Source organism: Phreatobacter sp. GW821-FHT04C01, from assembly GCF_059420385.1.
In genome coordinates, this window is the sequence record NZ_JBWKTP010000009.1 from 75,773 (window position 1) to 101,913 (window position 26,141).

The window sequence follows — 26,141 nt, forward strand, 5'->3', positions numbered from 1 at the left end:
GATTGCCGCCGCCTGGCCCTGGGGTCCGGGCCCATGCCCATCGGGCGCCGAAGCGAGTGTGACGATTGAGGCTCATGGACATCCTGAGGCCGCGGCGACGCCCTGTCGCCGAGGCAGGGCCTGCGACCGGACCGACGGCCCGCCCCGACGCCGGCATCGCCTTCGACCGCGTCAGCCTTGCCCGCGGCGAACGCCCGATCTTCGACGGTTTCTCGCTCGATCTGCGGGAACGGCGGATCGGCCTGATCGGCGACAATGGCTCGGGCAAGAGCACCTTGCTGCGGCTGGCCAACGGCCTGCTGGCGCCCGACGGCGGCACCGTCGCGATCAATGGCCGTGACACCGTGCGCGACCGCAAGACCCTGCATGAGGCGATCGGCTTCGTCTTCCAGAACCCCGACCACCAGATCATCTTCCCGACGGTGGGCGAGGAGGTCGCTTTCGGCCTGGCCGAACGCGGCGGCACGGCCGCCGAGGCGCGCCGGACCGCCGAGGACCTGCTGGCCGCCAATGGCTGCGCCGGCTGGGCCGAGCGCGCCATCGCCGAATTGTCGGAGGGACAGAAGCAACTCGTCTGCATCCTCGCGGTCATCGCCCCCCAACCGTCGATCCTGCTGCTCGACGAACCCTTTTCCAGCCTCGACCTGCCGACCCGGCTGTCCCTGTCGACCAGGCTTGCCCGGCTGCCCCAGCAGATCGTCATGGCCAGCCACGATCTCGATCTCATCGCCGATTTCGACCGGGTGATCTGGCTCGACCGGGGCCGCGTTCGTGCCGATGCCGCGCCCGGCCAGGTGCTGCCGCTCTACCGCGAGCATGCGCGCGCATCGGGCAGCGCCATGCTGGAGCGCGGCGCGGCATGATGGGCGGCTATTTCGCGCGTCGAACCTGGCTGCACAGGCTGCCCGCCTGGCTCAAGCTCGTCCTGCTGGCCGGCATCAGCATCGCCCTGCTGCCGGTGCAGGACTGGCGTATTCTGAGCCTCTGCCTGATGCTCGTCGGCGGCGTCTACCTGACGCTCGGCGCCGACGCCCTGCGCAGGCTCACCCTGTTCCGGCCGCTCCTGCCCCTGCTCGCGATCATTTTCGGCCTGCAGGCCTATTCCGATGGCTGGGAGCAGGGTGCGAGCGCGGTGCTGCGCCTCGTCGTCATGGTGCTGACCGCCGATCTCGTCACCATGACCACCACCATGACGGCGCTGATGGCCGCCGTCGAGCCGCTGCTGCGCCTGCTGCGCCCCATGGGAGCGGACCCGCGCAAGCTCGCGCTGGCGGTTGCCCTGGTGCTGCGCTTCGTGCCGGTCCTGCTGGCCAATTGGCGGGCGCGCGAGGAGGCCTGGCGCGCCCGCTCCAGGCGCCGGGTGCCGTTGCGCATCGTCGCCCTGTTTCTGGTCGAGACGCTGCGCCTCGCCGATCGCGTCGCCGAAGCCCTCGATGCCCGTGGCTACGGCCAGGCCAGGCGTCAGTCTTAAGGAAGTCCCATGGAAACCCGCGCTCTCGTCAGAATTTCACTGTTCGCCGCCGTCATCGCCGCGCTCGGGCTGCTGCCGAGCTTCCATCTGGCCTTTGCCGGCGGCGTGCCGATCACCGCCCAGACGCTCGGCGTCATGCTGGCCGGCATCGTGCTCGGCGCGCGCCAGGGAGCGCTGGCGGTCGTGCTGCTCATTTTCGTCGTCGCTCTCGGCGCGCCGTTTTTGGCGGGCGGACGCGGCGGCCTCGGCGTGTTCTTCGGGCCATCGGTCGGCTTCCTCATCGGCTGGGTGCCCGGCGCCTTCGTCACCGGCCTCCTGATGGACCGGCTCGGGCGGCTGCCGATCTTCCCGGCAGCGCTTGCCGCCGCGGTCATCGGCGGCATCCTGGTCATCTATGCCTGCGGCATCCTCGGCCTGATGATCATGGCGCGCATGAACCTTCTTCCCGCGATCCTCGCCGTCACCGCCTTCATTCCCGGCGACCTCCTGAAGGCGATCGCCGCCGCCCTGCTCGCGGAAGCCATCCAGCGGACCTATCCGGTGGCGCTCGGGCGCGGCCGATGAGCGTCACCGCCGCGCTCGGCCGGCACGCCGCGGCGACACCGGGGCAGGATGCCCTGGTGTTCGAGGATCAGCGCCTGTCCTGGCGCGACCTCGATCGCGCCATTCACCAGCTGGCCGGGACGATCGCCGCCGCGACGCCGGCCGGCGGCGGCGTCGCGCTGCATCTGCCGACCGGTCCGGCTCTGGCCCTGCTCTTCCTGGCGACGGCACGCGCCGGGCGGGAGGCGCAGGTCCTCGACCCCGACTGGCCGGAAACGATGGCCCGCGGCATTCTGGCGGAGCTTGCGCCGGCCATGACCGTCACCGCCGACGCGACACTTGCCGGCGCGCGCACCATCGTGCTCGCCGATCCCTTCGGCGGCTTCGACGACATCGCGCCGGCCTTCGCCGCCGCCGCCGAACATGGCTTCGGACATCGGGCCGGCGACGCACAAATCGCGGAGCCGGACGCGTCGCTCGCCTTTTATGTCGGCTTCACCTCCGGCTCGACCGGCCTGCCCAAGGGCTATCGCCGCGACCACCGGTCCTGGACCGAGAGCTTTCGCGGCGATGCGCTGGAATTCGGCATCGGCCCCGGCGACGTCGTCCTGGCGCCGGGAACCCTTACCCATTCGCTGTTTCTTTATGCCCTGGTCCACGCACTCCATGCCGGCGCCCGCGTCGTCCTGTGCCGCCGGTTCCGGCCGGACCTCGCGCTGCGCCTGATCGAACGCGAACAGGCGAGCGTGCTCTACGGCGTGCCGACCCAGTTGCAGCTGATGCTCGAATTCGCCAGGGACAGGACATTCGCATCGGTCCGCTGGGTCCTGTCATCGGGCGCGAAATGGCCGCAACAGGCCAAGGCACGGCTCGCAAACGTCTTTCCGGACAGCCGGTTCGCCGAATTCTACGGTGCTTCGGAGACGAGTTTCATCACCGTCGCCAAGGCCGGGGAAGCTGTCCCCGAGGCCTCGGTCGGCCGCGCCTTTTCCGGCGTCGTCGTCACCATTCGCGACCGTGCCGGCCGGCGCATGCCGGCTGGCCGCGCCGGTTTCGTCTTTGTCGAAAGCCCGTTCCTGTTCATGAACTATGCCTGCGGCGCGGCGGCCGATCTGCTCTACCAGGGCGAGGCGATATCGGTCGGCGACATCGGCTATCTCGACCAGCAGGGCTTCCTTCATCTCGTCGGCCGGGCCGCCCGCAAGATCGTCACCTCGGCCAAGAACGTCTATCCGGAGGAGATCGAGCGCGTGCTCGAGCGTCATGCCGCGGTCGAAGCCGCGGCCGTGCTCGGCGTGCCCGATGTCAGGCGCGGCGAACGGCTGACGGCACTTGTGCGGCTGCGCGCCGAGGTGCCCGTCACCGCCACCGACCTGATCGCCCACGCCCGCCAGGCGCTGCCGCTCTACAAGGTGCCGCGTCTTTACGCGGCGGTGCCGGACTGGCCGCTGACGCGCTCCGGCAAGACCGATTTCGAGGCGCTCGGCCAGGCCTGGGCCGCCGGCCGCTTCGCGAGGCTGCCGTGACGGCCGCCTATATCGTCGCGGCCCGGCGCAGCGTCGTCGCGCCGCGCGGCGGGGCTTTCGCCGTGGTCGAGGCCATGGAACTCGCCGCCGTGTCGATCGGCGCGGTGCTCGCCGAGAGCGGCCTGGCGCCCGGCGATGTCGACGAGGTGATCCTCGGCAATGCGCTTTATGGCGGCGGCAATCCGGCCCGGGTCGCGGCCTTGCGGGCGGGACTGCCGGTCGCCGTGCCGGCCGTCACCATCGACAGCCAGTGCTGCGCCGGCCTCGACGCCATCCTGCTGGCGGCCACCCGGATCAGCGCGGGCGAGGCCGACATCGTCATCGCCGGCGGCGTCGAGAGCTTCAGCCGGTCGCCGCTGCGCCTGCGCCGCCCCAAGCAGGCCGGCGAAACCGCGCAAGCCTATGACCGGCCGCCCTTCACGCCCTGGCCGGAGCGCGATCCCGACATGATCCCGGCCGCCGCCGTGCTGGCGGCGGAATGGGACATCGGCCGCGCGGCGCAGGAGGCCTTCGCCGTCGACAGCCATCGCAAGGCGCTCGCACGCGGCCATGTTTCCGGCGAGCTGGCGCCGTCGGCCGGCTTGGCGCGGGACAGCTTTACCCGCCGGCTCGACCCGCGCCTCTGCGCCCGCCTGCCCTTGCTGGCGGGAAGTCCGCAGCATGGCGTGACGGCGGCGACCGTCGCCGTCGAGGCCGATGCGGCCGCGGCCGTGCTGGTCCTGTCGGACCGGGCGCTGGCACGCTGCCGATCGGCCGGCCGCCCCGTCGCGATCCTCGGCGGCGCAAGGCTCGGCGGCGATCCCGAACGTCCGGGACTTGCCCCGATCGCCGCCGCGCAGCGGGCGTTGCAACGCGCGGGCCTGCCGGCCAGCGCCATTGCCGTCGCCGAAATCATGGAAGCCTTCGCCGTCCAGGCCATGGCCTGCATCCGGGGGCTCGGCCTCGATCCCCAAATCGTCAACCGGGGCGGCGGCGCGCTCGCCCGCGGCCATCCGATCGGCGCCTCCGGCGCCATTCTCGCCGTCCGGCTCTGGCACGAGCTGCAGGCGGAGCCGCCCGCGGCCATCGGCATGGCGGCGATTGCGGCCGCCGGCGGCCTCGGTTCCGCCTTGCTCCTGCGCGCGGTCTAGCTCACGCGGGATGCGAACGGAGGCGTGTATCCGGCTGCTACGTCTAGGCTTTCCGCCACTGCCTCGGATTGGCCGCATCCTGGCAGCCCCAGGGCGGCAGCGTCTTGCCCTCGAACCGCTCCCTCAACCGGTTGCAGCCCCAGGCCTGGATCGGTGCCGGCATATAGCGGTTGATCTCGATTCCGATCTCGTCGAACGGGCTCTGCGAGGTCTCGACCCAATCGTAATATTGCTTCCCGATCAGGCCGCCAAAGCCAATGACGAATGCGACAAGGAGAAGTCCAAGCTTTTTCATGGCATGCCCGATTGAAGGATGTGCGCCGACGCCCGCGCCGGAGCGGTAGCACCCGCCCCCGGCGGCATCAACCTTCAGGACATCCCGCCTCCCCTCCGGGCGGGCCGCTCAGTCGCGGTCCGGCGCTCCCAGCGGAAACAGCGGACGATAGGGCCGCGCTTCGTCGACCGCTCGGGCAAAGGACGGCCGTGCCAGCAGTCTTTGCCGGTAACGCTGGACATGCGGGAAGCGGTCGCCCAGCGGATGGGTCCAGTCGGCGTAGAACAGCGCCGGCGCCGCGGCGCAGTCGGCAAGGCTGAAATCCGGGCCCGCCGCCCATTCGCGCCCGGCCATTCGCTGATCCAGCCAGCCATAGGCCGTGTCGAGCATGGTCCGCGCCTCGGCATCGCCATAGGAATCGCGGTCGGCCTCCGGCCGGATGCTGTTGAACACGATCTTCTGCTGCGGCGTCATGACGTAATTGTCGAAGAACCGGTCCATCATCCTGACCTCGAGCGCGGCATCCGCCTGCTGCGGGATCAGCCTGACCGGCCCGGGATGATGGATCGCCAGATGCTCGATGATGACACTCGCCTCCATGACGGAGCGGCCGTCGTCGACCAGCAGGGGGAAGCGCTTGATCGGCCAAAGTTCGGCGAATTCCATATAGGCCTGCGGTTCCTCGGCCGACAGCATGCGGAACACGAAGGGCGTGTCGTTCTCGTAAAATGCGATCAGCACCTTCTGGCAATAGGACGAGAAGGGATGGGCAAAGAGTTGCAGGGCCACGGCAGCATCCTAACTGATCTTTTTTTACAACCAGTTGCGTTATAGATTTGGAAATATGACTTGGCAAGCGTGACCTGCAGCGCTCGCCTCCTCCTCGCCCTCGTCGTCATGGCGTGGCCGGCCCGGTCATCCACGCATGGTCTTGGCCGGGACGAAGAGGTGGATATCAGGGACAAGCCCGGGCAAGACGCAGTGAGAGCCGCGGCCGCAGCATGATCGCGCCACGAGGGCGCGCCGACGGCGGCGTCACGCCCGTGGTCCTCGATCTCACCGCCCTCATCGTCATGACCGGGCTTGGCCCGGTCATCCACGCATTGCCTCGGCCAGGACGAAGCGTGGGTGCCCGGCCAAATCGACGGCTTGCGCATGACCGGCCGGAGATTTATTTAGAATCATTCCAATGTGAGATCCGTCATGCTGCCGCGCTTTTCATTTCCGGGCTTTTCCTCCAAGCGCCGTTTCGCCAGCCTTGCCGAGCACGAGATCCTCGCGCTGGCGATCTCGTCCGAAGAAGAGGACGGGCGCATCTATGCCGCCTATGCCGCGAAACTGCGGGCTGAATATCCCGCCTCCGCCGCGGTCTTCGACGCCATGGCGGCGGAAGAAGACGGCCACCGCCAGCGGCTGATCGAGTTCTATCGCAAGCGTTTCGGCGAGGTCATCCCGCCGATCCGGCGCGAGCACGTGGCCGATTTCTACACGCGCAAACCGGTCTGGCTGATCGAGAATCTCGGCCTCCAGCGGATCCGCGAGGAGGCAGCCGACATGGAGCGGCAGGCCCAGGACTTCTATGTCGACGCCATCAAGCGCTGCACCGATGCCGAGACGCGCAAATTGCTCGGCGATCTCGCGGCCGCCGAGGCCGGCCACCAGGTCACGGCCGAAAGGCTCGAAGCCGAACATCTCGGCCAGGGCGAGCGGGAAACCGAGGATGCCGTCGCCAAGCGCCAGTTCATCCTCACCTGGATCCAGCCGGGGCTCGCCGGCCTGATGGACGGCTCGGTCTCCACCCTCGCACCCATCTTCGCCACCGCTTTCGCCACCCAGAACCCCTGGACGACTTTTCTCGTCGGCCTGTCGGCGTCGGTCGGCGCGGGCATTTCCATGGGCTTCACCGAAGCCGCGCATGACGACGGCAAGCTGTCGGGGCGCGGTTCGCCATGGAAGCGCGGCCTGGCTTCAGGCGTGATGACCGCCATTGGCGGTCTCGGCCATGCCCTGCCCTATCTCATTCCGTCGTTCTGGACCGCCACCGCCATCGCGCTGCTGGTGGTATTCGTCGAGCTCTGGACCATCGCCTGGATCCAGAACCGCTTCATGGAAACGCCGTTCGGCCGGGCGGTGTTCCAGATCGTTCTCGGCGGCGGCCTCGTCCTGGCCGTCGGCATTCTCATCGGCGGGGCCTAAGACAGGCCGCGCCAAGCGTCAGGATGTGCCAAGGATCAGGATGCGCCCGCATCCGGCTTCGCCGCCGCGCCCAGCGTCGTCACCCAGATGATCCGGGCCACCACCTGGGTCGGATTGTCGAACATATGCGGCACGATGCTGGGAAAGCGGAAGCTGTCGCCGGCATCGAGTTCATGGGCCTCGTGGTTGAGCCAGAGCCGGAGCCGGCCCGACAGCACGTAGCCGGCCTTCTCCCCGGTATGCTGGAAGAAATCGGTGCCCGACGAGCCGCCGGGATTGAGGGTGAGCTCGTAAAATTCGAGCTCGCCCTTCTCGGCCGGCGTCAATGCCTCCTTCAGCACGCCGCTGGCGGTCAGCCGGAGCAGCCGCCGGTCGTTCTTGCGCACGATGTAGCGTGACGTCTGGTCGGTCTCGTGCGGCTCGAAGAAATAGGAAATCGGCACGGCGAGCGCGATCGACAACAGGCGCAGCGTGCGGATCGACGGCGTCGCCAATGCGCGCTCCAGCTGGCTGATCATGCCGGTGGACAGGCCCGTGCTCCTGGCGACATCCTGGATCGACAGGCCGGCGCGCTGGCGCAGCAGCCGCACGGTCTCGCCCAGGCGCTGATCGCCGGCGTCCTGTGGCGCCTCGTCCTTGGCCGTGGCCGCCGCGCCCTCGCGGGCGCTTCGAATGCTCATTCCAACCTCCCGATCCCTGCCGCGCCGGTATCTGCTCCGGCCGGGCCGCGTTTTGAGATCATGGCCCCCGGCACAATCCCATCCGAACACGATGATTGACAGCCATGTTTAGCCATGTTGAACTTGCTATCACATAATTCAAAACTGCTGAAGATACGCATCGCGTCGGCCAGACCTCGGCCCCGGATCATCCGGACCGAGCCGTGTGAGCCGCGGGAGGCGTGCGCGCGGCAGACGGAGGCGGAACATGGCAGACGATTTCGGGCCTTTCGGTCATCCAACCCGGCGCGGATTGCTGGCGATCGGCGCGGGTGCCGCGGCGGGGCTGGCGGCCCCAGGCACTGTCCTGGCGCAAGGGCGGCCGGCCAATCCGCCCGACAAGCCGCGCGGCCAGGTGGTCGCGGCCCTGTCGCAGGAACCGACGGTGTTCAATCCGCTGATGCCCGGCATCGAGGTCGACCAGGGCGTCTGGTGGCAGCTGTTCTCGCCGCTCTGGTACATCGATCCGCAGGGCCGTTTCGTGCCGGACCTGGCGAAGGACGTGCCGTCGGTCGAGAACGGCGGGCTCTCCGCCGACGGCCTGACCTGGAAGATCAAGCTTCGCAACGACGCCAAGTGGCATGACGGCACGCCGTTCACGGCAGACGACGTCAAATACAGCCTGGATCTCATCAACAACCCGAATTTCCGGGTGCGCAACCGCGTCGGCCACAGCCTGGTGAAAGACATCAAGGTGGTGGCACCCGACGAGATCCACTGGCAGATGGAGAGCGCCTATTCGCCCTATCTGTCGATCCTGGCCCTGGTCTTCATGGTGCCGAAACACATCCTGGAAAAGGCTGCCGATCCCAACACGGCACCGTTCAACAATGCGCCGGTCGGCACCGGGCCGTTCCGCTGGGGCACGCGGGTCGCCGGCGACCACATCCTGCTCAACGCCCATGCCGGCTATCACGGCCGCGGGCCCTTCGTGGAGCGGGTCGTCTTCAAATATATCCCCGATCTCACCGTGCTCTACACCCAGTTCCGCACCGGCCAGGTCGACTATACCGGCATCCAGGGCATCCTGCCGAATTTCGTCAAGGAGGCGCAAGCGCTGCGCGGCCGCAAGGTCATCGTGTCGCCGACGGCTTCGGTCGAGCATATCGCGCCCAATCTGGAATTCGGACCGCTGGCCGACCGCACGGTGCGCGAGGCGCTCTATTTCGCCATCAACAAGAAGGCCTTGATCGACGCGCTCAATTACGGCCTGCCGGTGCAGACCGAGAGCTTCGTGCCGCAGCAGGCCTGGTCGTTCCAGGCCGGCCTTCCCGCCCACGCCCACGATCCCGCCAAGGCCAATGCCATGCTCGACGCCGCGGGCTGGAAGCGCGGCGCCGGCGGCATTCGCGAGAAGGACGGGGTCAAGCTCGAATTCACCAATTCCACCACCTCGGGCAATGCCGTGCGCGAGCAGACCCAGCAATTGCTGATGCAGGACTGGCGCGCCATCGGCGCCGGCATGCGCATCAACAACATGCCGGCGGCGGTGATCTGGGGCGAGTTCTGGCAGCAGTCGAAATTCAATTCGGTGCTGGTCTCGGTCAATTTCATGCTGGGCAGCGATCCCGACGTGACGCCGCGCTTCGGCTCGGGCGCCATCCCGGCCAAGGGCGGCCGCGGCTTCAACACCTATCAATATCAGAACCCCGACGTGGACCGCCTCCTGAAGCAGGGCGCCAGCCAGTTCGACCAGGCCGCGCGCAAGGCCACCTATGGCGAGATGCAGAAGATCATCCGCAACGATCTCGCCATCCTGCCTCTGTTCCAGGCGGTGATCTCGGAAGGCATCAAGGACGGCCTGCAAGGCTTTGCCCCCAATATCAACGCCTCATCCAATTGCTGGAACATGCGCGAATGGTTCTGGGCCTGACGGCCGGCTGAGCGGGAACGCCCGACATGGCAAGGTTCGCCCTCCAGCGCCTGGGACAGGCCCTCGTCCTCCTGCTGCTGGTCTCGATGATCGGCTTCGCCATCCTGCATCTGGCGCCGGGCGGCCCGCTGTCGCAATTCGCCCTGTCCTCGCAGATGAGCCAGGAGGATCTCGACCGCATCGCCAGCCAGCTCGGCCTCGACCGGCCATTGCCGGTGCAATATCTCGACTGGCTCTGGCGCATGCTGCGCGGCGACTGGGGCGTGTCGTTCCGCGACGGCGAGCGGGTGCTGTCGGTCATCGGCTCGCATCTGGGCGCCACCATCGAGCTGATGGCGACCTCCACCCTGATCGCCATCCTGCTCGGCTGCTGGATCGGCATCCTGGGCGCCATCAAGCGCTATTCGCTGTTCGACACGCTCGCCACCGTCGGCGCCATGATCGCGCTGTCGATCCCGACCTTCTGGTTCGGCCTGGTGGCGATCTACATCTTCTCGGTCGAGCTCGGCTGGCTGCCGGCCGGCAACCGCCACACGGTGGGCGATGCCTCCTTGCTCGACCTGCTGCATCACCTGATCGCGCCGGCGATCGTGCTGGCTTTGGTCGAGACCGCGATCTGGGCGCGCTTCATGCGCTCCTCCATGCTCGACGTCATCGGCCAGGACTATATCCGCACGGCGCGCGCGAAAGGCCTGCCGGAATGGCGCGTGCTCTCGGGCCATGCGCTGCGCAACGCGCTCCTGCCGATGATCACGGTCGCCGGCCTGCAGTTCCCGACCTTGCTCGGCGGCGCTCTGGTCACCGAGACGGTGTTCACCTGGCCCGGCATGGGCCGGCTGTTTCTCGATTCGATCGGCTATCGCGACTATCCCGTGGTCATGGGCATCCTGATGTTCTCGGCCGTCATGGTGCTGATCGGCTCGTTCCTGGCCGACATGCTTTATGCCGCGGTCGATCCGCGCATCCGGGTGGGCTGAACCATGGCAGGAGCCCCGACATGACGGACACCGCCGTCCAGTTCGCCCCGCCGGCCTCGGGCAGCGCCGCCTGGCGCCGCTTCCGCCGGCACAAGCTCGCCATGGCCGGCGCCGTCACCATTGGCATCCTGGCGCTCGGCTCGGTGTTCGGGCCCTGGCTCTTGCCCTTCGACGATACCTATATCGACATCATGCAGCGCTTCGCGCCGCCCTTTTCCGGCGCCCATGTGCTCGGCACCGACGAGCTCGGCCGCGACATCCTGGCGCGCCTGATGATGGGCGGGCGCATCTCGCTCGCCATCGGCTTCGTCGCCATGGCGATCGCCATGGCCATCGGCATCGCCATCGGCACGGTCGCCGGTTATTACGGCGGCTGGATCGGCGCCGTGCTGATGCGCTTCGTCGATGCCGTCCTGTGTTTCCCGGCGATCTTCCTGCTGCTGGCACTTGCCGCGCTGATCGACCCCGGCGTGCTCTCGACCACCTTGCTGATCGCCGCCACCGCCTGGATGAATGTCGCCCGCATCGTCGAGGGCCAGATCCGTTCGCTGCGCGAACGCGACTTCGCGGTGGCCGCCGAGGCCATGGGCTCGTCCGACCTGCGCACCATGTTCCGCGAACTGGTGCCCAATGCCATGGCTCCCATCGTGGTTGCCGCCACGCTCAACGTCGCCAAGGCGATCCTGCTCGAATCCTATGTCAGTTATCTCGGCTACGGCATCCAGCCGCCGGTGGCGAGCTGGGGCAATATGCTCAACAATGCCCAGATCTACCTGACCAGCGCGCCCTGGCTGGCGCTCTTGCCCGGCATCGCCATCACGCTCGCGGTGACCAGCTTCAACTTCATCGGCGACGGCCTGCGCGACGCGCTCGATCCGCGGATGGACATCCGATGAGCGCCGAACCCCTGCTCCAGGTCAAACCCTTGCTCGAGGTCGACAACCTGACGGTGCGCTTCCGCACCGACCGCGGCGAATTCGCCGCCGTCTCCGACCTGTCGCTGACGCTTGCGCGCGGCGAGACCCTGGCCGTCGTCGGCGAATCCGGCTCGGGCAAAAGTGTCACCAGCCTCGCGGTCATGGGGCTCCTGCCGAAGTCGTCGGGCTGCCGCGTCACCGGCGCGATCAGGCTCGGCGGCGTCGATGGGACGAGCCGCGACCTCCTGGCCATTGGCGAGGACGCCATGCGCGGCGTCCGCGGCAAGGACATCGCCATGGTGTTCCAGGAGCCGATGACCTCGCTCAACCCGGTCAAGTCGATCGGCGGCCAGATCACCGAGGCCGTCCGGCTGCACCGGCCGATGGACCGCCGCGCGGCCGAGGACGAGGCCTGCCGCCTGCTCGATCTCGTCGGCATCCCCGCCCCGCGCCAGCGGCTGACCGCCTATCCGCACCAGCTCTCGGGGGGCATGCGCCAGCGCGTGATGATCGCCATGGCGCTGGCCGGCGAGCCCTCCATCCTGATCGCCGACGAGCCGACCACCGCGCTCGACGTCACCATCCAGGCCCAGATCCTCGACCTGATCCGCCGGCTGCAGGAAACCACCGGCATGGCGGTCCTGTTCATCACCCACAATCTCGGCGTGGTCGCCGAGATCGCCGACCGGGTCATGGTGATGTATTCCGGGCGGGTGGTCGAACAGGCCGATGTCCGGCCTTTGTTCAAGCGCCCCCTGATGCCCTATACGGCGGGCCTGCTGCGCTCGGTGCCGCGGCTCGACCTCGCCGGCCGGCGCCTGAGCACGCTCGCCGCCATTCCCGGCAATGTCCCCGACCCGCGCTTTCCACCCACCGGCTGCGCCTTCCATCCGCGCTGCGCCGACCAGGTCGCCGGGCGCTGCGATACAGAGACGCCCGACCTGGAACAGGCCGGCGGCGACCGCCGGGTGCGCTGCCTGCGCTGGCGCGAACTGGCGCCGGAGGCCCTGGCATGAACGCCGTTGATCCGACCGGCGAAGGCGTCGACGGTGCCCCCATCCTGGAGGTCGCCAATCTCCGCAAATGGTTCCCGGTCGGCGGCGGCCTGTTCGGCCGCGGCGCGCGCCAGGTCAAGGCCGTCGACGACGTCTCCTTCGCCATGAGGCCCGGCGAAGTGCTGAGCCTGGTCGGCGAATCCGGCTCGGGCAAGACCACAGTCGGCCGCACCGTGCTCAGGCTCACCGAGCCGACCGGCGGCGCCATCCGTTTCGAAGGCACCGACATCACCCATATGTCGCGCGGCCAGCTGCGGCCGCTGCGCCGGCGCATGCAGCTGGTGTTCCAGGACCCTTTCGCCTCGCTCAACCCGCGCATGACCATTGGCGAGATCGTCGCCGCGCCCCTTGCCATTCACGGCGTCGGCAACCGCGAGGAGCGCGCGGCCAAGGTCGTCGAGACGCTGCAGCTGGTCGGCCTCTCCAGCCATTTCGCCGAGCGCCATCCGCATGAGCTCTCCGGCGGCCAGCGCCAGCGGGTCGGCATCGCGCGGGCGCTGATCCTGAGACCCAGCCTGCTGGTCGCCGACGAGCCGGTCTCGGCGCTCGACGTCTCGATCCAGGCCCAGGTGGTCAACCTGCTCCTGGAGCTGAAGGAATTGTTCGGCCTGACCATTCTGTTCATCGCCCATGACCTGGCGGTGGTCGGCCATATCTCCGATCGCATCGCGGTGATGTATCTCGGCCGGCTGGTCGAGATCGCGCCGACCCGCACGCTGTTCGCGGCGCCGCGCCACCCCTATACCGAGGCGCTGTTCTCGGCCGCGCCGATCCCCGATCCGGAGGTCCGGCGTGGCCGGATCATCCTGACCGGCGACATCCCGAGCCCGCTCGCGCCGCCGTCCGGCTGCTCCTTCCGCACCCGCTGCCGTTATGCCCAGGCCGCCTGCGCGGCCGCCGTGCCTGCCTTGCGTGAAGTCGGCCCGGGCCATTTCTCCGCCTGCATCCGTGACGACATCGTGCTGCAGGCGACCGTGTCCGGTGCCGCCGACGAGGTGCCGGCATGACCACCTTCACGATCGCCACGACTTTCCACTGAGATGACTTGCCGCACATTCAGGAGTGCACCCCATGTCCCCCCCGCTTAACCGCATCGCCAGCGACGAGCGCCTGCCGGAGGCCGCCGACGTGGTGGTCATCGGCGGCGGCGTCATCGGCGTCTCCGCCGCCTACCACCTGGCCAGGAAGGGCCACTCGGTGGCGCTCGTCGAGAAGGGCCATGTCGGCGCCGAGCAGTCGAGCCGCAACTGGGGCTGGTGCCGCCAGCAGGGCCGCGCACGGGCCGAGATTCCGCTGGCGCGCGAGGCGCTGCGTCTCTGGGACGAGATGCAGACCGACAGCGGCCAGGATGCCGGCTTCCGCCGCACCGGCGTGCTGTTCATGACCAAGGACCCGGCCGAGGTCGCCGCCTGGGAGCGCTGGGCCGCGATCGCCCGCGACGAGCAGGTTCATTCCACCGTGCTGACGCCGACTGAGATCGCCGAGAAGCTGCCAGGCAATACCGAGAACTGGATCGCCGGCCTCTATACGCCGAGCGACGGCCGCGCCGAGCCCTCCATGGCGGTGCCGGCGCTGGCCGCAGCCGCCCGCAAGCACGGCGTCACCTTGCACCAGGACTGCGCCGCGCGCGGCATGGAGACCGAGGGCGGCCGGGTCAGCGCGGTGGTCACCGAAAAAGGCCGCATCCGCACCCAGTCGGTGCTGCTCGCCGGCGGCGCCTGGTCGTCGCTGTTCTGCCGCCGCCACGGCATCGCCCTGCCGATCGGCCTGGTCGACGCCACCGCCTGCCGCACCACGCCGGCGCCCGAGATCACCATGGGCGCGCTCGGCACCACGGATTACTGTGTCCGCCGCCGGCTCGACGGCGGCTTCACCCTGGCGCTGCGCGGCCGTGGCACGGTGCATCTGACACCCGACATCCTGCGTTACGCCAAGACTTTCTGGCCGACCTTCCTGGAGCGCCGCAAGGGCCTGAAGATTCGCTTCGGCTCGGTCTTCTTCGAACAGCTGATGCGCGACACCAACTGGAGCTTCGACAAGCCCTCGCCCTTCGAGGCCGAGCGGGTGCGCGACCCGGCCCCCGACATGCAGCTGGTCGAAGCGGCGCTCGCGGGCTTCATCGCCTCCAATCCCGCGCTGTCGGGCATCAAGATCGCCGAGGCCTGGGGCGGCACCATCGATTCCACCCCCGACACCGTGCCGGTCATCTCGGCCGTCGAGACATTGCCGGGCCTGACGCTCGCCACCGGCTTCTCCGGCCACGGTTTCGGCATCGGCCCCGGCGCCGGCCGGCTCGCCGCCGACATCGTCGCCGGCGACACGCCCTATGTCGACGCCAGCGCCTATGACTACAAGCGCCTGATCGACGGTCGGCATTTGGCACCCGTCGGGTTGTTTTAGGCAGGGATGGATTGTGACGGGTGCCTTGCAGCGAGGTTGGCCGTCCTTCGAGGCTCGCAAGAGCTCGCACCTCAGGATGAGGACGGTTGGGTGAGCGGCACCAACGTTGCTGATGAAGCTCCACGGATCGCGCGCATTTGGCACTGTCCCTGATGCGACACACCACATCCCTCATCCTGAGGTGCGAGCTCTTGCGAGCCTCGAAGGACGACTGACCGAATTGCAGCGCACTCCATTTCCCCCTTTTGAACTCCTGACCGGAAGCACATTCATGACCGTTCTCTACAAGGCCAATGCCACCCGTGGCGCGGTCTGGGCCAAGCTCTTCGCCGAGCGCGCGCCGGACATGCCCTTCCGGGTCTGGCCCGATATCGGCGACCCCGCTGAGATCCGTTATCTCGCCGCCTGGCAGCCGCCGGAGCGGATCATGGAGACCTTCCCCAATCTGGAGCTGCTGTTCTCGGTCGGCGCCGGCGTCGACCAGTTCGATTTCTCGATGCTGCCGCCGGCCCTGCCGGTCATTCGCATGCTCGAGCCCGGCATTGCCGAAAGCATGGCCGAATATGTCACGCTGGCCGTGCTCGCCTTGCACCGCGACCTCGTGCCCTTCATCGACCAGCAGAAGCGCCAGATCTGGCGGGAGATCCAGGTGCGCGCGGCCTCAAGCCGCCGGGTCGGCATCATGGGGCTCGGCCAGCTCGGCCAGGCCGCCCTCGACAAGCTCAAGGCCTTCGGTTTCCCGCTGTCCGGCTGGAACCGTTCGGCGCGCGCCATCGACGGCGTCACCTGTTTCACCGGCGAGGCCGAGCTCGATGCCTTTCTCGGCGAGGTCGACATCCTTGTTTGCCTGCTGCCGCTGACCGAGGCCACCCGGCACATTCTGAACGCCCGGCTGTTCGCGGCGCTGCCCGCCGGCGCGGCGCTCGCCAATTGCGGCCGCGGCGGCCATCTGGTCGAAGCCGACCTGCTGGCGGCGCTCGCCTCCGGCCACCTGTCCTCGGCCGTGCTCGACGTGACCGAGCAGGAGCCCCTGGCCCCCGATCACGCTTTCTGGGACCATCCGAAGATCCTGCTGACCCCCCATGTCGCCAGCATGACCCGCCCGGAAACGGCCGTCGATTTCGTCCTCGACACCATCGCCCGCCACCGTGCCGGCGAGCCATTGCCGGGCCTCGTCGACCGGGCGAGCGGTTATTAGGAAACCGCTAGAGAACGCGTCCTCGCGCACTCTCGCGTCGTCTTGGCCGGGCTTGTCCCTGATATCCACGAATTGCTTCGGCCCAAGGCATGCATGGATGCTCGGGCCAAGCCCGGGCAAGACGATGCGTTGACCGTCACATCCATTTGGCTGGGGGATGGGTTCGCTCGATCGCGCGCACATCCTTGCGGATCATTCTCGTCTCGGCGGGCCCAACCCGAGAATGACCAATACCGCCAAAACACCCGGATGGCGTTCCCGAAGGGTCTCCGGGCAGCGCCCCTGCCTGCACCTTAGAACCGCTTCAAAAGACTTCGGCGATGGCTTATGAACGCCGCATCGATCGAGGATCTCCCCATGAACGCTCCGCTCACCGCCGGTTCCTATCAGCTGTTTCCCCTGGCCAAGGACGAAACGACCTATCGCAAGCTGACCTCGGAAGGCGTCAGGGTCGAGAAAGTGCTCGGCGAAGAGGTCGTGGTGGTCGACCGCGAGGCGATCCGGCTCCTGTCGGAGACCGCCTTCATCGACATCAACCACCTGCTCAGGCCGAGCCATCTCGCCCAGCTGGTCAAGATCATCGACGACCCGGAATCGACCGCCAACGACAAGTTCGTCGCCTTCGACCTCCTGAAGAACGCCAATATCGCCGCCGGCGGCGTTTTGCCCATGTGCCAGGACACGGGCACCGCCATCGTCATGGGCAAGAAGGGCCGGCGCATCTGGACCGGCGGCGACGACGAGGCGGCGGTCGGCCAGGGCGTGCTCGACGCCTATGAGAAGAAGAACCTGCGTTATTCGCAGCTCGCGCCGCTCTCCATGTTCGAGGAGAAGAACACGCGCAACAACCTGCCGGCGCAGATCGAGATCTATGCCGAGGGCGACGACGCCTACAAATTCCTGTTCATGGCCAAGGGCGGCGGCTCGGCCAATAAGAGCTTCCTGTTCCAGGCACCGCCCTCGATCCTGACCCATGACCGCATGGTCAAGTTCCTGCACGAGAAGATCCTGACGCTCGGCACCGCCGCCTGTCCGCCCTATCACCTCGCCATCGTCATCGGCGGCCTCTCCGCCGAGCACACGATGAAGACGGCGAAGCTCGCTTCCGCCCGCTATCTCGACGGCCTGCCGACGGCGGGCTCGGAATTCGCCCATGCCTTCCGCGATGTCGGCATGGAGGCCGAGATCCACAAGCTGACCCAGGCCATGGGTGTCGGCGCGCAGTTCGGCGGCAAATATTTCTGCCACGACGTCCGCGTCATCCGCATGCCGCGCCACGGCGCCTCGCTGCCGATCGCCATCGCGGTGTCCTGCTCGGCCGACCGCCAGGCCATGGGCAAGATCACCCGCGACGGCGTCTTCGTCGAGGAACTCGAGCACAATCCGGCGAAATATCTGCCCGAGATCGACACCGAGGCGCTCGGCGGCGAGGTCGTGCGCATCGACCTGACCCGGCCGATGCCGGAGATCCTGGAAACCCTGTCCAGGCACCGGATCAAGACCCGCGTCTCGCTGACCGGCCCGATGATCGTCGCCCGCGACATGGCGCACGCCAAGATCCGCGAGCGGCTCGATGCCGGCGAACCCATGCCGCAATATTTCAAGGACCACCCGGTCTATTACGCAGGCCCCGCCAAGACCCCGAAGGGTTTCGCCTCGGGCTCGTTCGGCCCGACCACGGCCGGCCGCATGGACGGTTTCGTCGACCAGTTCCAATCAGCCGGCGGCTCCATGGTCATGCTCGCCAAGGGCAACCGCTCGCGCGACGTGCGCGAGGCCTGCGCCAAGCATGGCGGCTTCTATCTCGGCTCGATCGGCGGCCCCGCCGCGCGGCTGGCGCAGGACTGCATCAAGAAGGTCGAAGTGCTCGAATATCCCGAGCTCGGCATGGAGGCGATCTGGAAGATCGAGGTCGAGGATTTTCCGGCCTTCATCGTGGTCGACGACAAGGGCAATGATTTCTTCAAGGAATTGAATCTGGGGTGAATGGGCGAGTGGGAAGAAGCGAAAAGCGCCGCAAAATCAACCCTCTCCCAAAGGGAGAGGGTGGCATCGGCAGCTGCCGGGTGAGGGGTCGTCCATCTCCGGATGGGACGGCACGCTCGACGCGCATTGGCGCTCACCTTGAGAGGTTACGCCCCTCACCCGGCGCCTGACGGCGCCACCCTCTCCCTATGGGAGAGGGTTGGTCGCGAGGCGCCTCTTCCCCACTCCCCATTCGCTACTCCCCATTCGCCCTCGTGAAAAAATCGATGAACGCCCTGAGCGCCGGGCGCATCTGTCGCCGTGACGGGTAGTACAGAAAAAAGCCCGGAAACGGCGGGCACCAGTCGCCGAGCACGCGCGTGAGCTTGCCCGAGGCGATCTCGTCGGCGACCATCGCCTCCATGACATAGGCAAGGCCCGCGCCGGCGAGCGCGGCGGCGGTGATCAGCCGGCCCTCGTTGAACACCAGCCGGCCGTCCACCGCGATCTCCAGCGCCTCGCCGTCCTTCTCGAACTCCCAGCGATACAGCCCGCCGCCGGTGAATCGGCGGCCGATGCAGACATGCCGGCGGAGGTCGCTTGGATGCGCCGGCGGCGGAAAGCGCTGGAAATAGTCCGGCGTCGCCACCGCCGCCATGCGCATGTCCGGCCCGATCCGGACCGCGATCATGTCCTGTTCCAGGCTCTCGCCGAGCCGCATGCCGGCGTCGAAACCCGCGGCCACCAGGTCGACGAAGCCGTCCTGGACCACCAGCTCCAGGGTGACGTCGGGATAGGCCTCGGCGAAGCGGCCGGTCTGCGGCGCGACCATCAGCTCCGCCGCCTGCAAGGGCACGCTCAAGCGCAGCCGCCCGGCCGGCCGGCCGCCGGCGGCCGCGGTGTCCTCAAGCGCCGCCGCGATCTCTTCCAGCGCCGGTCCGATCCGGGCGATCAGCCTGCTGCCGGCTTCGGTCAGCGCGACGCTGCGGGTGGTGCGCGCCAGCAGCCGGACGCCGAGCTCGGCCTCCAGCCCGCTCACCGCGTGGCTGACCGCCGAGGGCGAGACGCCGAGCTGGGTCGCCGCGCCGCGGAAACTGCTATTGGCGGCGACACTGGCGAAGACGGTGAGTGCGGGCAGATCGGTGCGGGCCATTCATGAACGATATCGAACAGCCTATTCATTCCAAAGCCAATTATACCGAACAGCTCAACTGTCTAGCTTTCGCCCATCACCTGGCCGATCCCGGCCCCTTGAGGAGCGAACCACCATGATCAAACGCAAGCTCGGAACCGAACTCACCGTTTCCTCCGTCGGCCTCGGCTGCATGGGCATGAGCTTCGCCTATGGCGGCCAGGACGAGGCGGAGGCCATCGCCACGCTGCGCCGCGCCGTCGATCTTGGCGTCACCTTGTTCGACACGGCCGAGGTCTATGGCCCCTTCGACAACGAGATCCTGGTCGGCAAGGCGCTCCGCCCGGTGCGCGACCAGGTGGCGATCGCCACCAAATTCGGCTTCAGGATCGCCACCGAAGGCGCCGGCCCGTCACGCATGATCGGTGTCGACAGCCGGCCCGAACACGTCAAGGCGGTCGCCGAAGCTTCGCTGAAGCGGCTCGGCATCGAGGTCATCGACCTCTTTTACCAGCATCGCGTCGATCCCCTGGTGCCGATCGAGGACACGGTCGGCGCCATGGCCGAGCTGGTGCGCGCGGGCAAGGTCAGGGCGCTCGGCCTGTCGGAGGCCGGCGCCGCCACCATTCGGCGCGCCCATGCGGTGCATCCGATCGCCGCCGTCCAGAGCGAATATTCGCTGTGGAGCCGCGAGCCCGAGGCCGACGTTCTGCCGGTCTGCCGCGAGCTCGGCATCGGCTTCGTGCCCTATAGCCCGCTTGGCCGCGGCCTCCTGACCGGTGCGATCCGCGATCGGGCGACGCTCGGCGAGGACGACTTCCGCCGCGGCCTGCCGCGCTTCCAGGACGGCAATCTCGAACGCAATGTCGCGCTGGTCGACCGTCTCGGCGTGATCGCCGCCGGGCTCGGCATCACCGCGGCCCAGCTGGCGCTCGCCTGGGTGCTGCACCAGGGCGATACCATCGTGCCGATCCCGGGCGCCCGGCGCATCGCCCACCTCGAGCAGAACGCCGCCGCCAGCGTCACGCTCGACGCGGCGACGCTCGGTGCCATTGCCGAGGCCATGCCAGCCGAGGCCATTGCCGGCAAGCGCTACACCGACGCGGCCCTGGAACTTGTTGGCCGGTGAACCGTTATCGACCCGAGTACGTAGATATCAATGGCCCGCCGCGTGGCCCGTCTCGGACTGCGCTGAGAGGCCATTGATATGAGGTAAGTGCGTAAGCGGCGGCAGCCGAGCCCCAGTTTCCTGCCTGTTACCAGGTGGAAACAGAGCCTCGGCTGCCCCGCAATCCCCAGGAAACAGCGGCAGGCGATTGTGCCTGCCATGCCGGAGGGACACGCGATGCCCAGGTCGAACCAGGTCTTTGCAGCAGCCAAACCCGCTTCCGCCGACGCGCAGACCCTGGCGCTGGTGGCGAGTTCTCTGGTGCTCGCGACGATCGTCGCTTTCCTGGCGATGATCCTGACCGCCTGGCCGGCCGCGGCCCAAGGCCAGACGCTGCAGCTCGCGGCCCTCCCGCCATCGCTGCTGCAGAACCAGACGATGACGCAGTCGGCCCCTCAGCCGCTGGTCGCCGCGCCCACCGAAACCCGTCAGGCCGAGATTCCGCGCTCCTTGCCCCAGACCGCGTCGCTGCAGGCGTTGCCGCAGGTCGTGCGTCCCTGCGCCGACGAACTCGCGGCCGCCGAGGCCGAGACCAATGCGACGCTCGCCAGGTTCGAGGCGCTGGAAGAGGCGGATATGGGGCTGCAATGCGCGGCGCTGCGTGATCACCTCGCCGCCCTGTCGCGCGCAGCGACGGCGGCCGATCGCTGCACCTCGGGCCAGGACCGCGCGGCCAAGGTCACCTTCATCCGCCAGACCGCCGCCGAATGGCGCGGCGTTGTGTCGTCCAGCTGCCGGTAAATCATCGCATCATGCAGTCCAAAGCCGTTGCCCGCATCGCCGTCGCGCTCGTCCTGACGGCGGTGGTGTCGACCTTCGCTGCCGCATCGCCCTCCGAAGCCTTTTGCGCCCGCGACCTCTCGGCCACCGACACGAGGCTGCGCCATGCCCAGAGCCGCCTCGACCAGACGCGCGACCTGCCGATGATCCTGCGCTGCAACGCATTCCGCGACCAGCTGCGCGCCATGACCCAGGCGGCCTCGGTGTTCGAGCGCTGCAGCACGGGGCGGGCGCGATCGGAGAATGTTGGCCAGTTGGTCGGCTCGATCGCCGACTGGCGCCAGGTCATCGCCAGGAACTGCCAGTAATTGCCAGCAAAGGGCGGGCTGTCTTGAGCTCTCGCCCCGTCGCGCGACCGCTTCACTCGGTCTTTGTCCGCTCATGGCTCCAATCTCCCGAAGTTGGGAGCCTCCGGAAAACCCGAGGCGGTTCAGCCGCGCTTGGCGGTTGCCCGGGGGAAGCCCCGCCGCAGGATCGGGGTCCGTCCGCTCGGAAACACGTCGACATCCGTCGCGGCATGAGCACTCAGCATTCCGCTGACATAACGGAAGACGAGAGAAGCTCCACAGAGACGACCATCAGGGTCCTCCGGCGACGCTCGACAAGGAACCCCTGCATCATGCGACTCAAGCGCCGCTCGACCTTCGCCGCCGCCTTCGGGCTTCTTCTCGCCGCGCTTTCGACGGGCAACGCCCTCGCCCAGCGGGAGCTCGCCGGGCCGCCGGCCCTCGCGGCGGAATTCCGCCAGTACCTCGTCGGCTTCCGCCAGGCCCTGCGGGCAAACGACGCGAGCGCCGTTGCGGGGCTCACCCGCCTGCCGTTCTATTACGACGACGCGCACCGCGACCGAGCCTATTTCGAGAGCCGAATCTACCGGCAGCTTTTCACGCCGCGCAACCGCACATGCCTGCAGACGACGCGTCCCGTCTACGAGAAGAACGGCGAAGGTGCCGAGAGCTTCTACATGTTCTGCGGCCACGCGTATTTCTTGTTCACGAAGACGGCGGACGGCTTCCGCTTCTCCGATACCGGCCCGAACGACTAGGTGTGTCGTTCCGCAAGCCTCCAACAAGCCTCGTCCCTCAGTCCTTCTTGATCTGTTCCTTCACCGCCTCGATCAACTGCTTGAGCGAGAAGGGTTTGGGCAGGAAGGCGAAATGCGAGCCTTCAGGCAGGTCCTTCTTGAAGGCATCCTCGGCATAACCCGAGACGAAGATCACCTTGAGGTCGGGATTGGTCTTGCGCAGCTCGACCAGCAAGGTCGGTCCGTTCATTTCGGGCATGACCACGTCGGAGACGACGAGGTCGACCGCGCCGCCCGCGCCTTCCATCACCTCGAGCGCTTCAACGCCGGAGGCCGCCTCCAGCACCGTATAGCCGCGCGAGGCGAGCGCACGCGAGGCGAAGGCCCTGACCGCGTCCTCGTCCTCGACCAGCAGGATGGTGCCGGCGCCGGTATCGTCGCGCGCGGGCTGAGGCGGCTTGGGGGCCGGCGGCGCGACGGCGACCGCGACGGCCGGAGCCTCGATCTTGCCCGACACCAGCAGGGCGGCCGGCGGCGCCGGCGGCGCGGCACGCGCCTCCTCGGCCTCCTCGACATGGCGCGGCAGGAAGATCCGGAACGTCGTGCCCTTGCCGACCGCGGTATCGACGAAGATATAGCCGCCGGACTGCTTGACGATGCCGTAGACGGTGGACAGGCCGAGCCCGGTGCCCTTGCCGACCTCCTTGGTCGAGAAGAACGGATCGAAGATCTTCTGGACCACCTCGTCGGGAATGCCGGTGCCGGTATCGCTCACCTCGATCAGCACGCAATCGCTCGCCGGCACTTCCACCGGATGGTCCTTGCTGTCGTAGCGCCGGATATCGGCGGCCGCCACGTTCAGCGTCTTGATGGTCAGCTTGCCGCCGTCGGGCATGGCGTCGCGGGCATTGACCGCCAGGTTGAGGATCACCTGTTCGAGCTGGGTGACATCGGCGCGGATCGGCCAGAGGTCGCGGCCATGCACCATGTCGAGGCCGACCCGCTCGCCGAGCGACCGGCGCAGCAGCATGGACAGATCCGACAGCACGTCGCCGAGTTGGACCACCTGCGGCCTCAGCGTCTGCTTGCGCGAGAAGGCCAGCAGCTGGCGCACCAGGCTCGCCGCCCGGTTGGCGTTCTGCTTGATCTGGGTGATGTCGTTGAACGACGGATCGGCCGGCTTGTGGTTCATCAGCAGCAGGTCGGCATGGCCGATGATCGCCTGCAGCACGTTGTTGAAGTCATGCGCCACGCCGCCGGCGAGCTGGCCGACCGCGTTCATCTTCTGCGACTGGGCGAACTGCTCCTGCAATTGCCGGAGCTCGGTAGTTTCCACCGCATAGACGATCGCCGCCTCGCCCGGCTGGTCGGGATCATCCACGGGGGCGACGAAGAAGCGGGCGAAGCGGTTGGCGTCGCCCTGCAGGGCGCCGTCGACCGGCACCAGGTCGCCGCGGCCCTCGGCGGCCTCGCCGATCGCCTGCGACAGCCCGGGCCTGGAACTGTCCTTGACCAGCGACAGGATCGAGCGCGGCCCGATCTCGCCCGCCGGCAGCAGCTCGGCCGAGAGCCGGGCGAAGATCGGATTGGACCGGCCGACATGGCCCGCCTTGTCGACGGTCGAGATGCCCAAAGGCGAATTGTTGAAGAAGCGGGCGAAGCGCACCTCGGCCGCGCGCAGACTGTCGCCGGTATCGCTGCCGCGGCCGCGATGGATGACCAGCGTGCGCGACGAGCCGGCGGTGCCGTCGCCGGCGAAGGCGACTTTGTGCAAGAGGCGCACCGGCAGGGCTTCGCCGCCGCGCTTCTTCAGGTCGAGATCGAAGGTGGCGGTGCGCACCTCGCCCGGCGCCGGCGTCACCGTGCGCAGCAGCGCCGCCCCGTCGGCCGCCAGGATATCGGCCAGCGCCAGGCCGCCCGGGCCGACCTCGGCCAGGTCGTGGTCGAGCCAGCCGGCCAGCGTCGCGTTCATATAGGCGATCTCGCCATTCGGCTCCATGGAGAAGAAGCCGGCCGGCGCGTGGTCGAGAAAGTCGATGGCCTTTTGCAGGGTCTCGAAGGCGCTCTCGGCATTCTGCCGGTCGCGGCTGATATCCTCCACCGTCCACACGGTGGCCTTGTTCATGCCGAGCGGCGCCGGCAGCCCGTCGCGCACCAGCGGCCGCACGCGCAGGCGGAACCAGCGCGCTCCCTCGCCGTCCGGCTGGCGCACCTCCTCCTGGTGGCGGCGGCCTTCGCGCGCCGCCTGCGACAGGCGGTAGATCGCTTCCGACACCTCGGGCGCATTGGAAAAGGCCCGCTCGACGCCGCGCACGTCATGTTCGCCGCTGGTGCCGGTGAGCTCCAGATAGCTCGGATTGGCATAGAGCACCCGGCCCGCCGGTTCGGTCACGACAGCGGCATCCGGCGTGCTGTCGACCATCGCCTTGGTGAAATCGTTGCGGCTTTCCTCCGTCGCGAAACGCAGGATGCCGGCGGCATAAGCGAACAGCGAGAACACGCCGACGACCGACAGGATCGCCAAAAGCCCGATGACATAGGGATAGGCGTTGTCGCGGCCGATGGTCAGGAAGAACAGCGCGGCGCCGACCAGCACCAGCGCCACCAGGAGCACCATGGTCGTCGAGCCCGACCGGTCGGCGCGATCGACCGCGCGCGGCACCGGGGGTTTCTGCGATGTACCCGCCTTCGGGCGAGCACTTTTTTCGGCGATAGCCATGGCTTAACGTGCCGTTCTGGGAGCCAAGAGAGAGAATCCGGGCAAGCCCCTGATCTCATTGTAGTGGTGCAGGTTCCCGAACGAACTGGCAAGGGCGCAGGCGGGTTTTCCGCCCCCGCGAAGGCGTTTCCCACGCCTCGCCATGCCGACCATCACGGCCAATTGCAACGCCGGCGTCTTGACGCCGCGCCCGGCTTCCCCAACCATTCCGGTCGATCATCGCCGCTATCAGCTCGTTCAGCGCCGCGGCCCGAGCAGGCGCATTTTCGATGGCGCCCATGCCCCCGCAACGCCGTGCAAGCCGCGACACTGCCGCGCGCAGCGTGGCCTGCCTAACGTCCTCCTCAAGCGGCGCCCAGTGCAGCCGGTCCCCCAACGAGGAGTTCAGACATGGCTTGCAATCGCCTTCACTCCGCCCTCGCCGGCCTCGCCCTTGCCGCGGCGCTCGCGGCCCAGGCCGCGCCGGCCGCCGCCCAGACCTATTATCGCGGCTATGATATCGGCCCGGATTATCAGGGCATGCTCAACCAGTCGATGCGCCAGCAGCAGGAGCTGAACGCGCGCATGCAGCAGAACACCCAGGGCATCATTGCCCAGGTCATGCAGGATCCGCAGTTCCAGGCGCTTTACCAGCAGCACCGCATGCAGGGCGGCCAGATGACGCCGCAGCAATTCGCCTATCAATATGCCGCCACCGGCCGCTTCAGCCGCGAGGGCACCGCCCGCTACCAGGAGAACGAAGCCCGCAACCAGGCCGCCGAGCAGCAGCGCCTGCAAGGGCTGCGCGAGGCCGAGGCCGCCCGCGGCCAGGCCCAGCGGGGCTATCAGGACAGCTATCAGCGCAACAATGCCGAGGTCGGCAATCTCCTGCGCGGCAACTCGACCTATATCGGCCCGAACGGCCAGAGCTACGTCCTGCCCCATACCCAACCGGGCCAGATCCAGCGCGACCCGAACACCGGCAATGCCTTCGTCATGGACAATCGGGGACAGTACTACATGTACACGCCGAACGGCTGGCAACCGATGCAGGCGCGGTGAGCGTTCTCACCGTCACGCCATCGCCCGGCCGGG

The 26,141-nt window shown here is 68.0% G+C and carries 24 protein-coding genes; 19 read left to right on the forward strand and 5 right to left on the reverse strand.

Annotated elements, in window-relative coordinates; translation table 11 throughout:
• Positions 1-74 precede the first annotated feature (74 nt).
• From AC07WJ_RS27905 to AC07WJ_RS27925, 5 genes are read left to right on the forward strand one after another with little or no spacing between them, the layout of a single operon-like run.
• Positions 75-863, forward strand: coding sequence for an energy-coupling factor ABC transporter ATP-binding protein (locus AC07WJ_RS27905; protein ID WP_494937964.1), 789 nt, complete (start codon positions 75-77; stop codon positions 861-863).
• A complete protein-coding gene (locus tag AC07WJ_RS27910; RefSeq protein ID WP_494937965.1) occupies positions 860-1,471 on the forward strand; it encodes an energy-coupling factor transporter transmembrane component T family protein in 612 nt (203 codons plus the stop codon). The genes AC07WJ_RS27905 and AC07WJ_RS27910 overlap by 4 nt, the downstream gene beginning before the upstream one ends.
• Before the next feature lie 9 nt (positions 1,472-1,480).
• Positions 1,481-2,035 (forward strand): biotin transporter BioY, encoded by a 555-nt coding sequence (locus AC07WJ_RS27915; protein WP_494937966.1) that lies wholly within the window; start codon positions 1,481-1,483, stop codon positions 2,033-2,035.
• Complete coding sequence (locus tag AC07WJ_RS27920) at positions 2,032-3,540, forward strand: AMP-binding protein (RefSeq protein ID WP_494937967.1); 1,509 nt, start codon at positions 2,032-2,034, stop codon at positions 3,538-3,540. The genes AC07WJ_RS27915 and AC07WJ_RS27920 overlap by 4 nt, the downstream gene beginning before the upstream one ends.
• Positions 3,537-4,670: an acetyl-CoA C-acyltransferase gene (locus AC07WJ_RS27925; protein WP_494937968.1), complete on the forward strand. Its 1,134-nt coding sequence runs from the start codon at positions 3,537-3,539 to the stop codon at positions 4,668-4,670. Before AC07WJ_RS27920 ends, AC07WJ_RS27925 begins: the two co-directional genes overlap by 4 nt.
• Positions 4,671-4,713: 43 nt before the next feature.
• Here AC07WJ_RS27925 and AC07WJ_RS27930 read toward each other — a convergent pair whose 3' ends face one another.
• Positions 4,714-4,965: a hypothetical protein gene (locus AC07WJ_RS27930; RefSeq protein WP_494937969.1), complete on the reverse strand. Its 252-nt coding sequence runs from the start codon at positions 4,963-4,965 to the stop codon at positions 4,714-4,716.
• A gap of 108 nt (positions 4,966-5,073) precedes the next feature.
• Positions 5,074-5,733 carry a glutathione S-transferase family protein gene (locus AC07WJ_RS27935; RefSeq protein WP_494937970.1) on the reverse strand — a complete coding sequence of 220 codons (660 nt, stop codon included), beginning with the start codon at positions 5,731-5,733 and terminating at the stop codon, positions 5,074-5,076.
• A 414-nt stretch (positions 5,734-6,147) separates the two neighbouring features.
• Between AC07WJ_RS27935 and mbfA the strand changes: the two genes are divergently transcribed.
• The gene (gene mbfA / locus AC07WJ_RS27940; RefSeq protein WP_494937971.1) at positions 6,148-7,140 is read left to right on the forward strand and encodes an iron exporter MbfA; all 993 of its coding nucleotides are present in this window, start codon (positions 6,148-6,150) and stop codon (positions 7,138-7,140) included.
• 35 nt (positions 7,141-7,175) lie between these two features.
• Here mbfA and AC07WJ_RS27945 read toward each other — a convergent pair whose 3' ends face one another.
• Positions 7,176-7,820: a helix-turn-helix domain-containing protein gene (locus AC07WJ_RS27945; protein ID WP_494937972.1), complete on the reverse strand. Its 645-nt coding sequence runs from the start codon at positions 7,818-7,820 to the stop codon at positions 7,176-7,178.
• 247 nt (positions 7,821-8,067) lie between these two features.
• Here AC07WJ_RS27945 and AC07WJ_RS27950 point away from each other — a divergent pair, with 247 nt between their 5' ends.
• From AC07WJ_RS27950 to AC07WJ_RS27985, 8 genes are all read left to right on the forward strand, one after another.
• Positions 8,068-9,732, forward strand: coding sequence for a peptide ABC transporter substrate-binding protein (locus tag AC07WJ_RS27950; protein ID WP_494937973.1), 1,665 nt, complete (start codon positions 8,068-8,070; stop codon positions 9,730-9,732).
• Between the two features lie 26 nt (positions 9,733-9,758).
• Complete coding sequence (locus AC07WJ_RS27955) at positions 9,759-10,709, forward strand: ABC transporter permease (RefSeq protein WP_494937974.1); 951 nt, start codon at positions 9,759-9,761, stop codon at positions 10,707-10,709.
• 20 nt (positions 10,710-10,729) lie between these two features.
• Positions 10,730-11,605 (forward strand): ABC transporter permease, encoded by an 876-nt coding sequence (locus tag AC07WJ_RS27960; RefSeq protein ID WP_494937975.1) that lies wholly within the window; start codon positions 10,730-10,732, stop codon positions 11,603-11,605.
• Complete coding sequence (locus AC07WJ_RS27965; RefSeq protein ID WP_494937976.1) at positions 11,602-12,642, forward strand: ABC transporter ATP-binding protein; 1,041 nt, start codon at positions 11,602-11,604, stop codon at positions 12,640-12,642. Before AC07WJ_RS27960 ends, AC07WJ_RS27965 begins: the two co-directional genes overlap by 4 nt.
• Positions 12,639-13,688 carry an ABC transporter ATP-binding protein gene (locus AC07WJ_RS27970; RefSeq protein WP_494937977.1) on the forward strand — a complete coding sequence of 350 codons (1,050 nt, stop codon included), beginning with the start codon at positions 12,639-12,641 and terminating at the stop codon, positions 13,686-13,688. The genes AC07WJ_RS27965 and AC07WJ_RS27970 overlap by 4 nt, the downstream gene beginning before the upstream one ends.
• Before the next feature lie 64 nt (positions 13,689-13,752).
• Positions 13,753-15,081 carry an NAD(P)/FAD-dependent oxidoreductase gene (locus tag AC07WJ_RS27975; protein ID WP_494937978.1) on the forward strand — a complete coding sequence of 443 codons (1,329 nt, stop codon included), beginning with the start codon at positions 13,753-13,755 and terminating at the stop codon, positions 15,079-15,081.
• A gap of 271 nt (positions 15,082-15,352) precedes the next feature.
• Positions 15,353-16,279, forward strand: a complete 927-nt coding sequence (locus tag AC07WJ_RS27980) for a 2-hydroxyacid dehydrogenase (protein WP_494937979.1) — start codon at positions 15,353-15,355, stop codon at positions 16,277-16,279.
• 357 nt (positions 16,280-16,636) lie between these two features.
• On the forward strand, positions 16,637-18,265 hold the full coding sequence (locus AC07WJ_RS27985) for a fumarate hydratase (RefSeq protein WP_494937980.1): 1,629 nt from the start codon (positions 16,637-16,639) through the stop codon (positions 18,263-18,265).
• Between the two features lie 235 nt (positions 18,266-18,500).
• Here the strand turns inward: AC07WJ_RS27985 and AC07WJ_RS27990 are convergent, their stop codons facing one another.
• Complete coding sequence (locus AC07WJ_RS27990) at positions 18,501-19,397, reverse strand: LysR family transcriptional regulator (protein WP_494937981.1); 897 nt, start codon at positions 19,395-19,397, stop codon at positions 18,501-18,503.
• A gap of 115 nt (positions 19,398-19,512) precedes the next feature.
• Between AC07WJ_RS27990 and AC07WJ_RS27995 the strand changes: the two genes are divergently transcribed.
• The 4 genes from AC07WJ_RS27995 to AC07WJ_RS28010 all read left to right on the forward strand — a co-directional run bounded on the left by AC07WJ_RS27995 (position 19,513) and on the right by AC07WJ_RS28010 (position 22,369).
• On the forward strand, positions 19,513-20,505 hold the full coding sequence (locus AC07WJ_RS27995) for an aldo/keto reductase (protein WP_494937982.1): 993 nt from the start codon (positions 19,513-19,515) through the stop codon (positions 20,503-20,505).
• Positions 20,506-20,721: 216 nt separating this feature from the next.
• Positions 20,722-21,285 carry a hypothetical protein gene (locus AC07WJ_RS28000; protein WP_494937983.1) on the forward strand — a complete coding sequence of 188 codons (564 nt, stop codon included), beginning with the start codon at positions 20,722-20,724 and terminating at the stop codon, positions 21,283-21,285.
• Between the two features lie 11 nt (positions 21,286-21,296).
• Entirely contained in the window at positions 21,297-21,632 is a 336-nt protein-coding gene (locus AC07WJ_RS28005) for a hypothetical protein (RefSeq protein WP_494937984.1), read from the forward strand.
• A 311-nt stretch (positions 21,633-21,943) separates the two neighbouring features.
• The gene (locus AC07WJ_RS28010) at positions 21,944-22,369 is read left to right on the forward strand and encodes a hypothetical protein (protein WP_494937985.1); all 426 of its coding nucleotides are present in this window, start codon (positions 21,944-21,946) and stop codon (positions 22,367-22,369) included.
• Between the two features lie 37 nt (positions 22,370-22,406).
• On the opposite strand, the gene cckA is transcribed toward AC07WJ_RS28010, so the two are convergent.
• Positions 22,407-25,067 carry a cell cycle histidine kinase CckA gene (gene cckA / locus AC07WJ_RS28015; protein ID WP_494937986.1) on the reverse strand — a complete coding sequence of 887 codons (2,661 nt, stop codon included), beginning with the start codon at positions 25,065-25,067 and terminating at the stop codon, positions 22,407-22,409.
• 390 nt (positions 25,068-25,457) lie between these two features.
• On the opposite strand from cckA, the gene AC07WJ_RS28020 reads away from it, so the two are divergent.
• Positions 25,458-26,108 carry a hypothetical protein gene (locus tag AC07WJ_RS28020; protein WP_494937987.1) on the forward strand — a complete coding sequence of 217 codons (651 nt, stop codon included), beginning with the start codon at positions 25,458-25,460 and terminating at the stop codon, positions 26,106-26,108.
• Positions 26,109-26,141 lie beyond the last annotated feature (33 nt).

Excerpts from the sequence above, each read along its gene's own strand:
- AC07WJ_RS27905 (WP_494937964.1), top strand. The coding sequence starts at position 75 with ATGGACATCCTGAGGCCGCGGCGACGCCCTGTCGCCGAGGCAGGGCCT.
- AC07WJ_RS27910 (WP_494937965.1), top strand. The coding sequence starts at position 860 with ATGATGGGCGGCTATTTCGCGCGTCGAACCTGGCTGCACAGGCTGCCC.
- AC07WJ_RS27915 (WP_494937966.1), top strand. The coding sequence starts at position 1,481 with ATGGAAACCCGCGCTCTCGTCAGAATTTCACTGTTCGCCGCCGTCATC.
- AC07WJ_RS27920 (WP_494937967.1), top strand. The coding sequence starts at position 2,032 with ATGAGCGTCACCGCCGCGCTCGGCCGGCACGCCGCGGCGACACCGGGG.
- AC07WJ_RS27930 (WP_494937969.1), bottom strand. The coding sequence starts at position 4,965 with ATGAAAAAGCTTGGACTTCTCCTTGTCGCATTCGTCATTGGCTTTGGC.
- mbfA (WP_494937971.1), top strand. The coding sequence starts at position 6,148 with ATGCTGCCGCGCTTTTCATTTCCGGGCTTTTCCTCCAAGCGCCGTTTC.
- AC07WJ_RS27945 (WP_494937972.1), bottom strand. The coding sequence starts at position 7,820 with ATGAGCATTCGAAGCGCCCGCGAGGGCGCGGCGGCCACGGCCAAGGAC.
- AC07WJ_RS27950 (WP_494937973.1), top strand. The coding sequence starts at position 8,068 with ATGGCAGACGATTTCGGGCCTTTCGGTCATCCAACCCGGCGCGGATTG.
- AC07WJ_RS27955 (WP_494937974.1), top strand. The coding sequence starts at position 9,759 with ATGGCAAGGTTCGCCCTCCAGCGCCTGGGACAGGCCCTCGTCCTCCTG.
- AC07WJ_RS27960 (WP_494937975.1), top strand. The coding sequence starts at position 10,730 with ATGACGGACACCGCCGTCCAGTTCGCCCCGCCGGCCTCGGGCAGCGCC.
- AC07WJ_RS27965 (WP_494937976.1), top strand. The coding sequence starts at position 11,602 with ATGAGCGCCGAACCCCTGCTCCAGGTCAAACCCTTGCTCGAGGTCGAC.
- AC07WJ_RS27970 (WP_494937977.1), top strand. The coding sequence starts at position 12,639 with ATGAACGCCGTTGATCCGACCGGCGAAGGCGTCGACGGTGCCCCCATC.
- AC07WJ_RS27975 (WP_494937978.1), top strand. The coding sequence starts at position 13,753 with ATGTCCCCCCCGCTTAACCGCATCGCCAGCGACGAGCGCCTGCCGGAG.
- AC07WJ_RS27980 (WP_494937979.1), top strand. The coding sequence starts at position 15,353 with ATGACCGTTCTCTACAAGGCCAATGCCACCCGTGGCGCGGTCTGGGCC.
- AC07WJ_RS27985 (WP_494937980.1), top strand. The coding sequence starts at position 16,637 with ATGAACGCTCCGCTCACCGCCGGTTCCTATCAGCTGTTTCCCCTGGCC.
- AC07WJ_RS27990 (WP_494937981.1), bottom strand. The coding sequence starts at position 19,397 with ATGGCCCGCACCGATCTGCCCGCACTCACCGTCTTCGCCAGTGTCGCC.
- AC07WJ_RS27995 (WP_494937982.1), top strand. The coding sequence starts at position 19,513 with ATGATCAAACGCAAGCTCGGAACCGAACTCACCGTTTCCTCCGTCGGC.
- AC07WJ_RS28000 (WP_494937983.1), top strand. The coding sequence starts at position 20,722 with ATGCCCAGGTCGAACCAGGTCTTTGCAGCAGCCAAACCCGCTTCCGCC.
- AC07WJ_RS28005 (WP_494937984.1), top strand. The coding sequence starts at position 21,297 with ATGCAGTCCAAAGCCGTTGCCCGCATCGCCGTCGCGCTCGTCCTGACG.
- AC07WJ_RS28010 (WP_494937985.1), top strand. The coding sequence starts at position 21,944 with ATGCGACTCAAGCGCCGCTCGACCTTCGCCGCCGCCTTCGGGCTTCTT.
- cckA (WP_494937986.1), bottom strand. The coding sequence starts at position 25,067 with ATGGCTATCGCCGAAAAAAGTGCTCGCCCGAAGGCGGGTACATCGCAG.
- AC07WJ_RS28020 (WP_494937987.1), top strand. The coding sequence starts at position 25,458 with ATGGCTTGCAATCGCCTTCACTCCGCCCTCGCCGGCCTCGCCCTTGCC.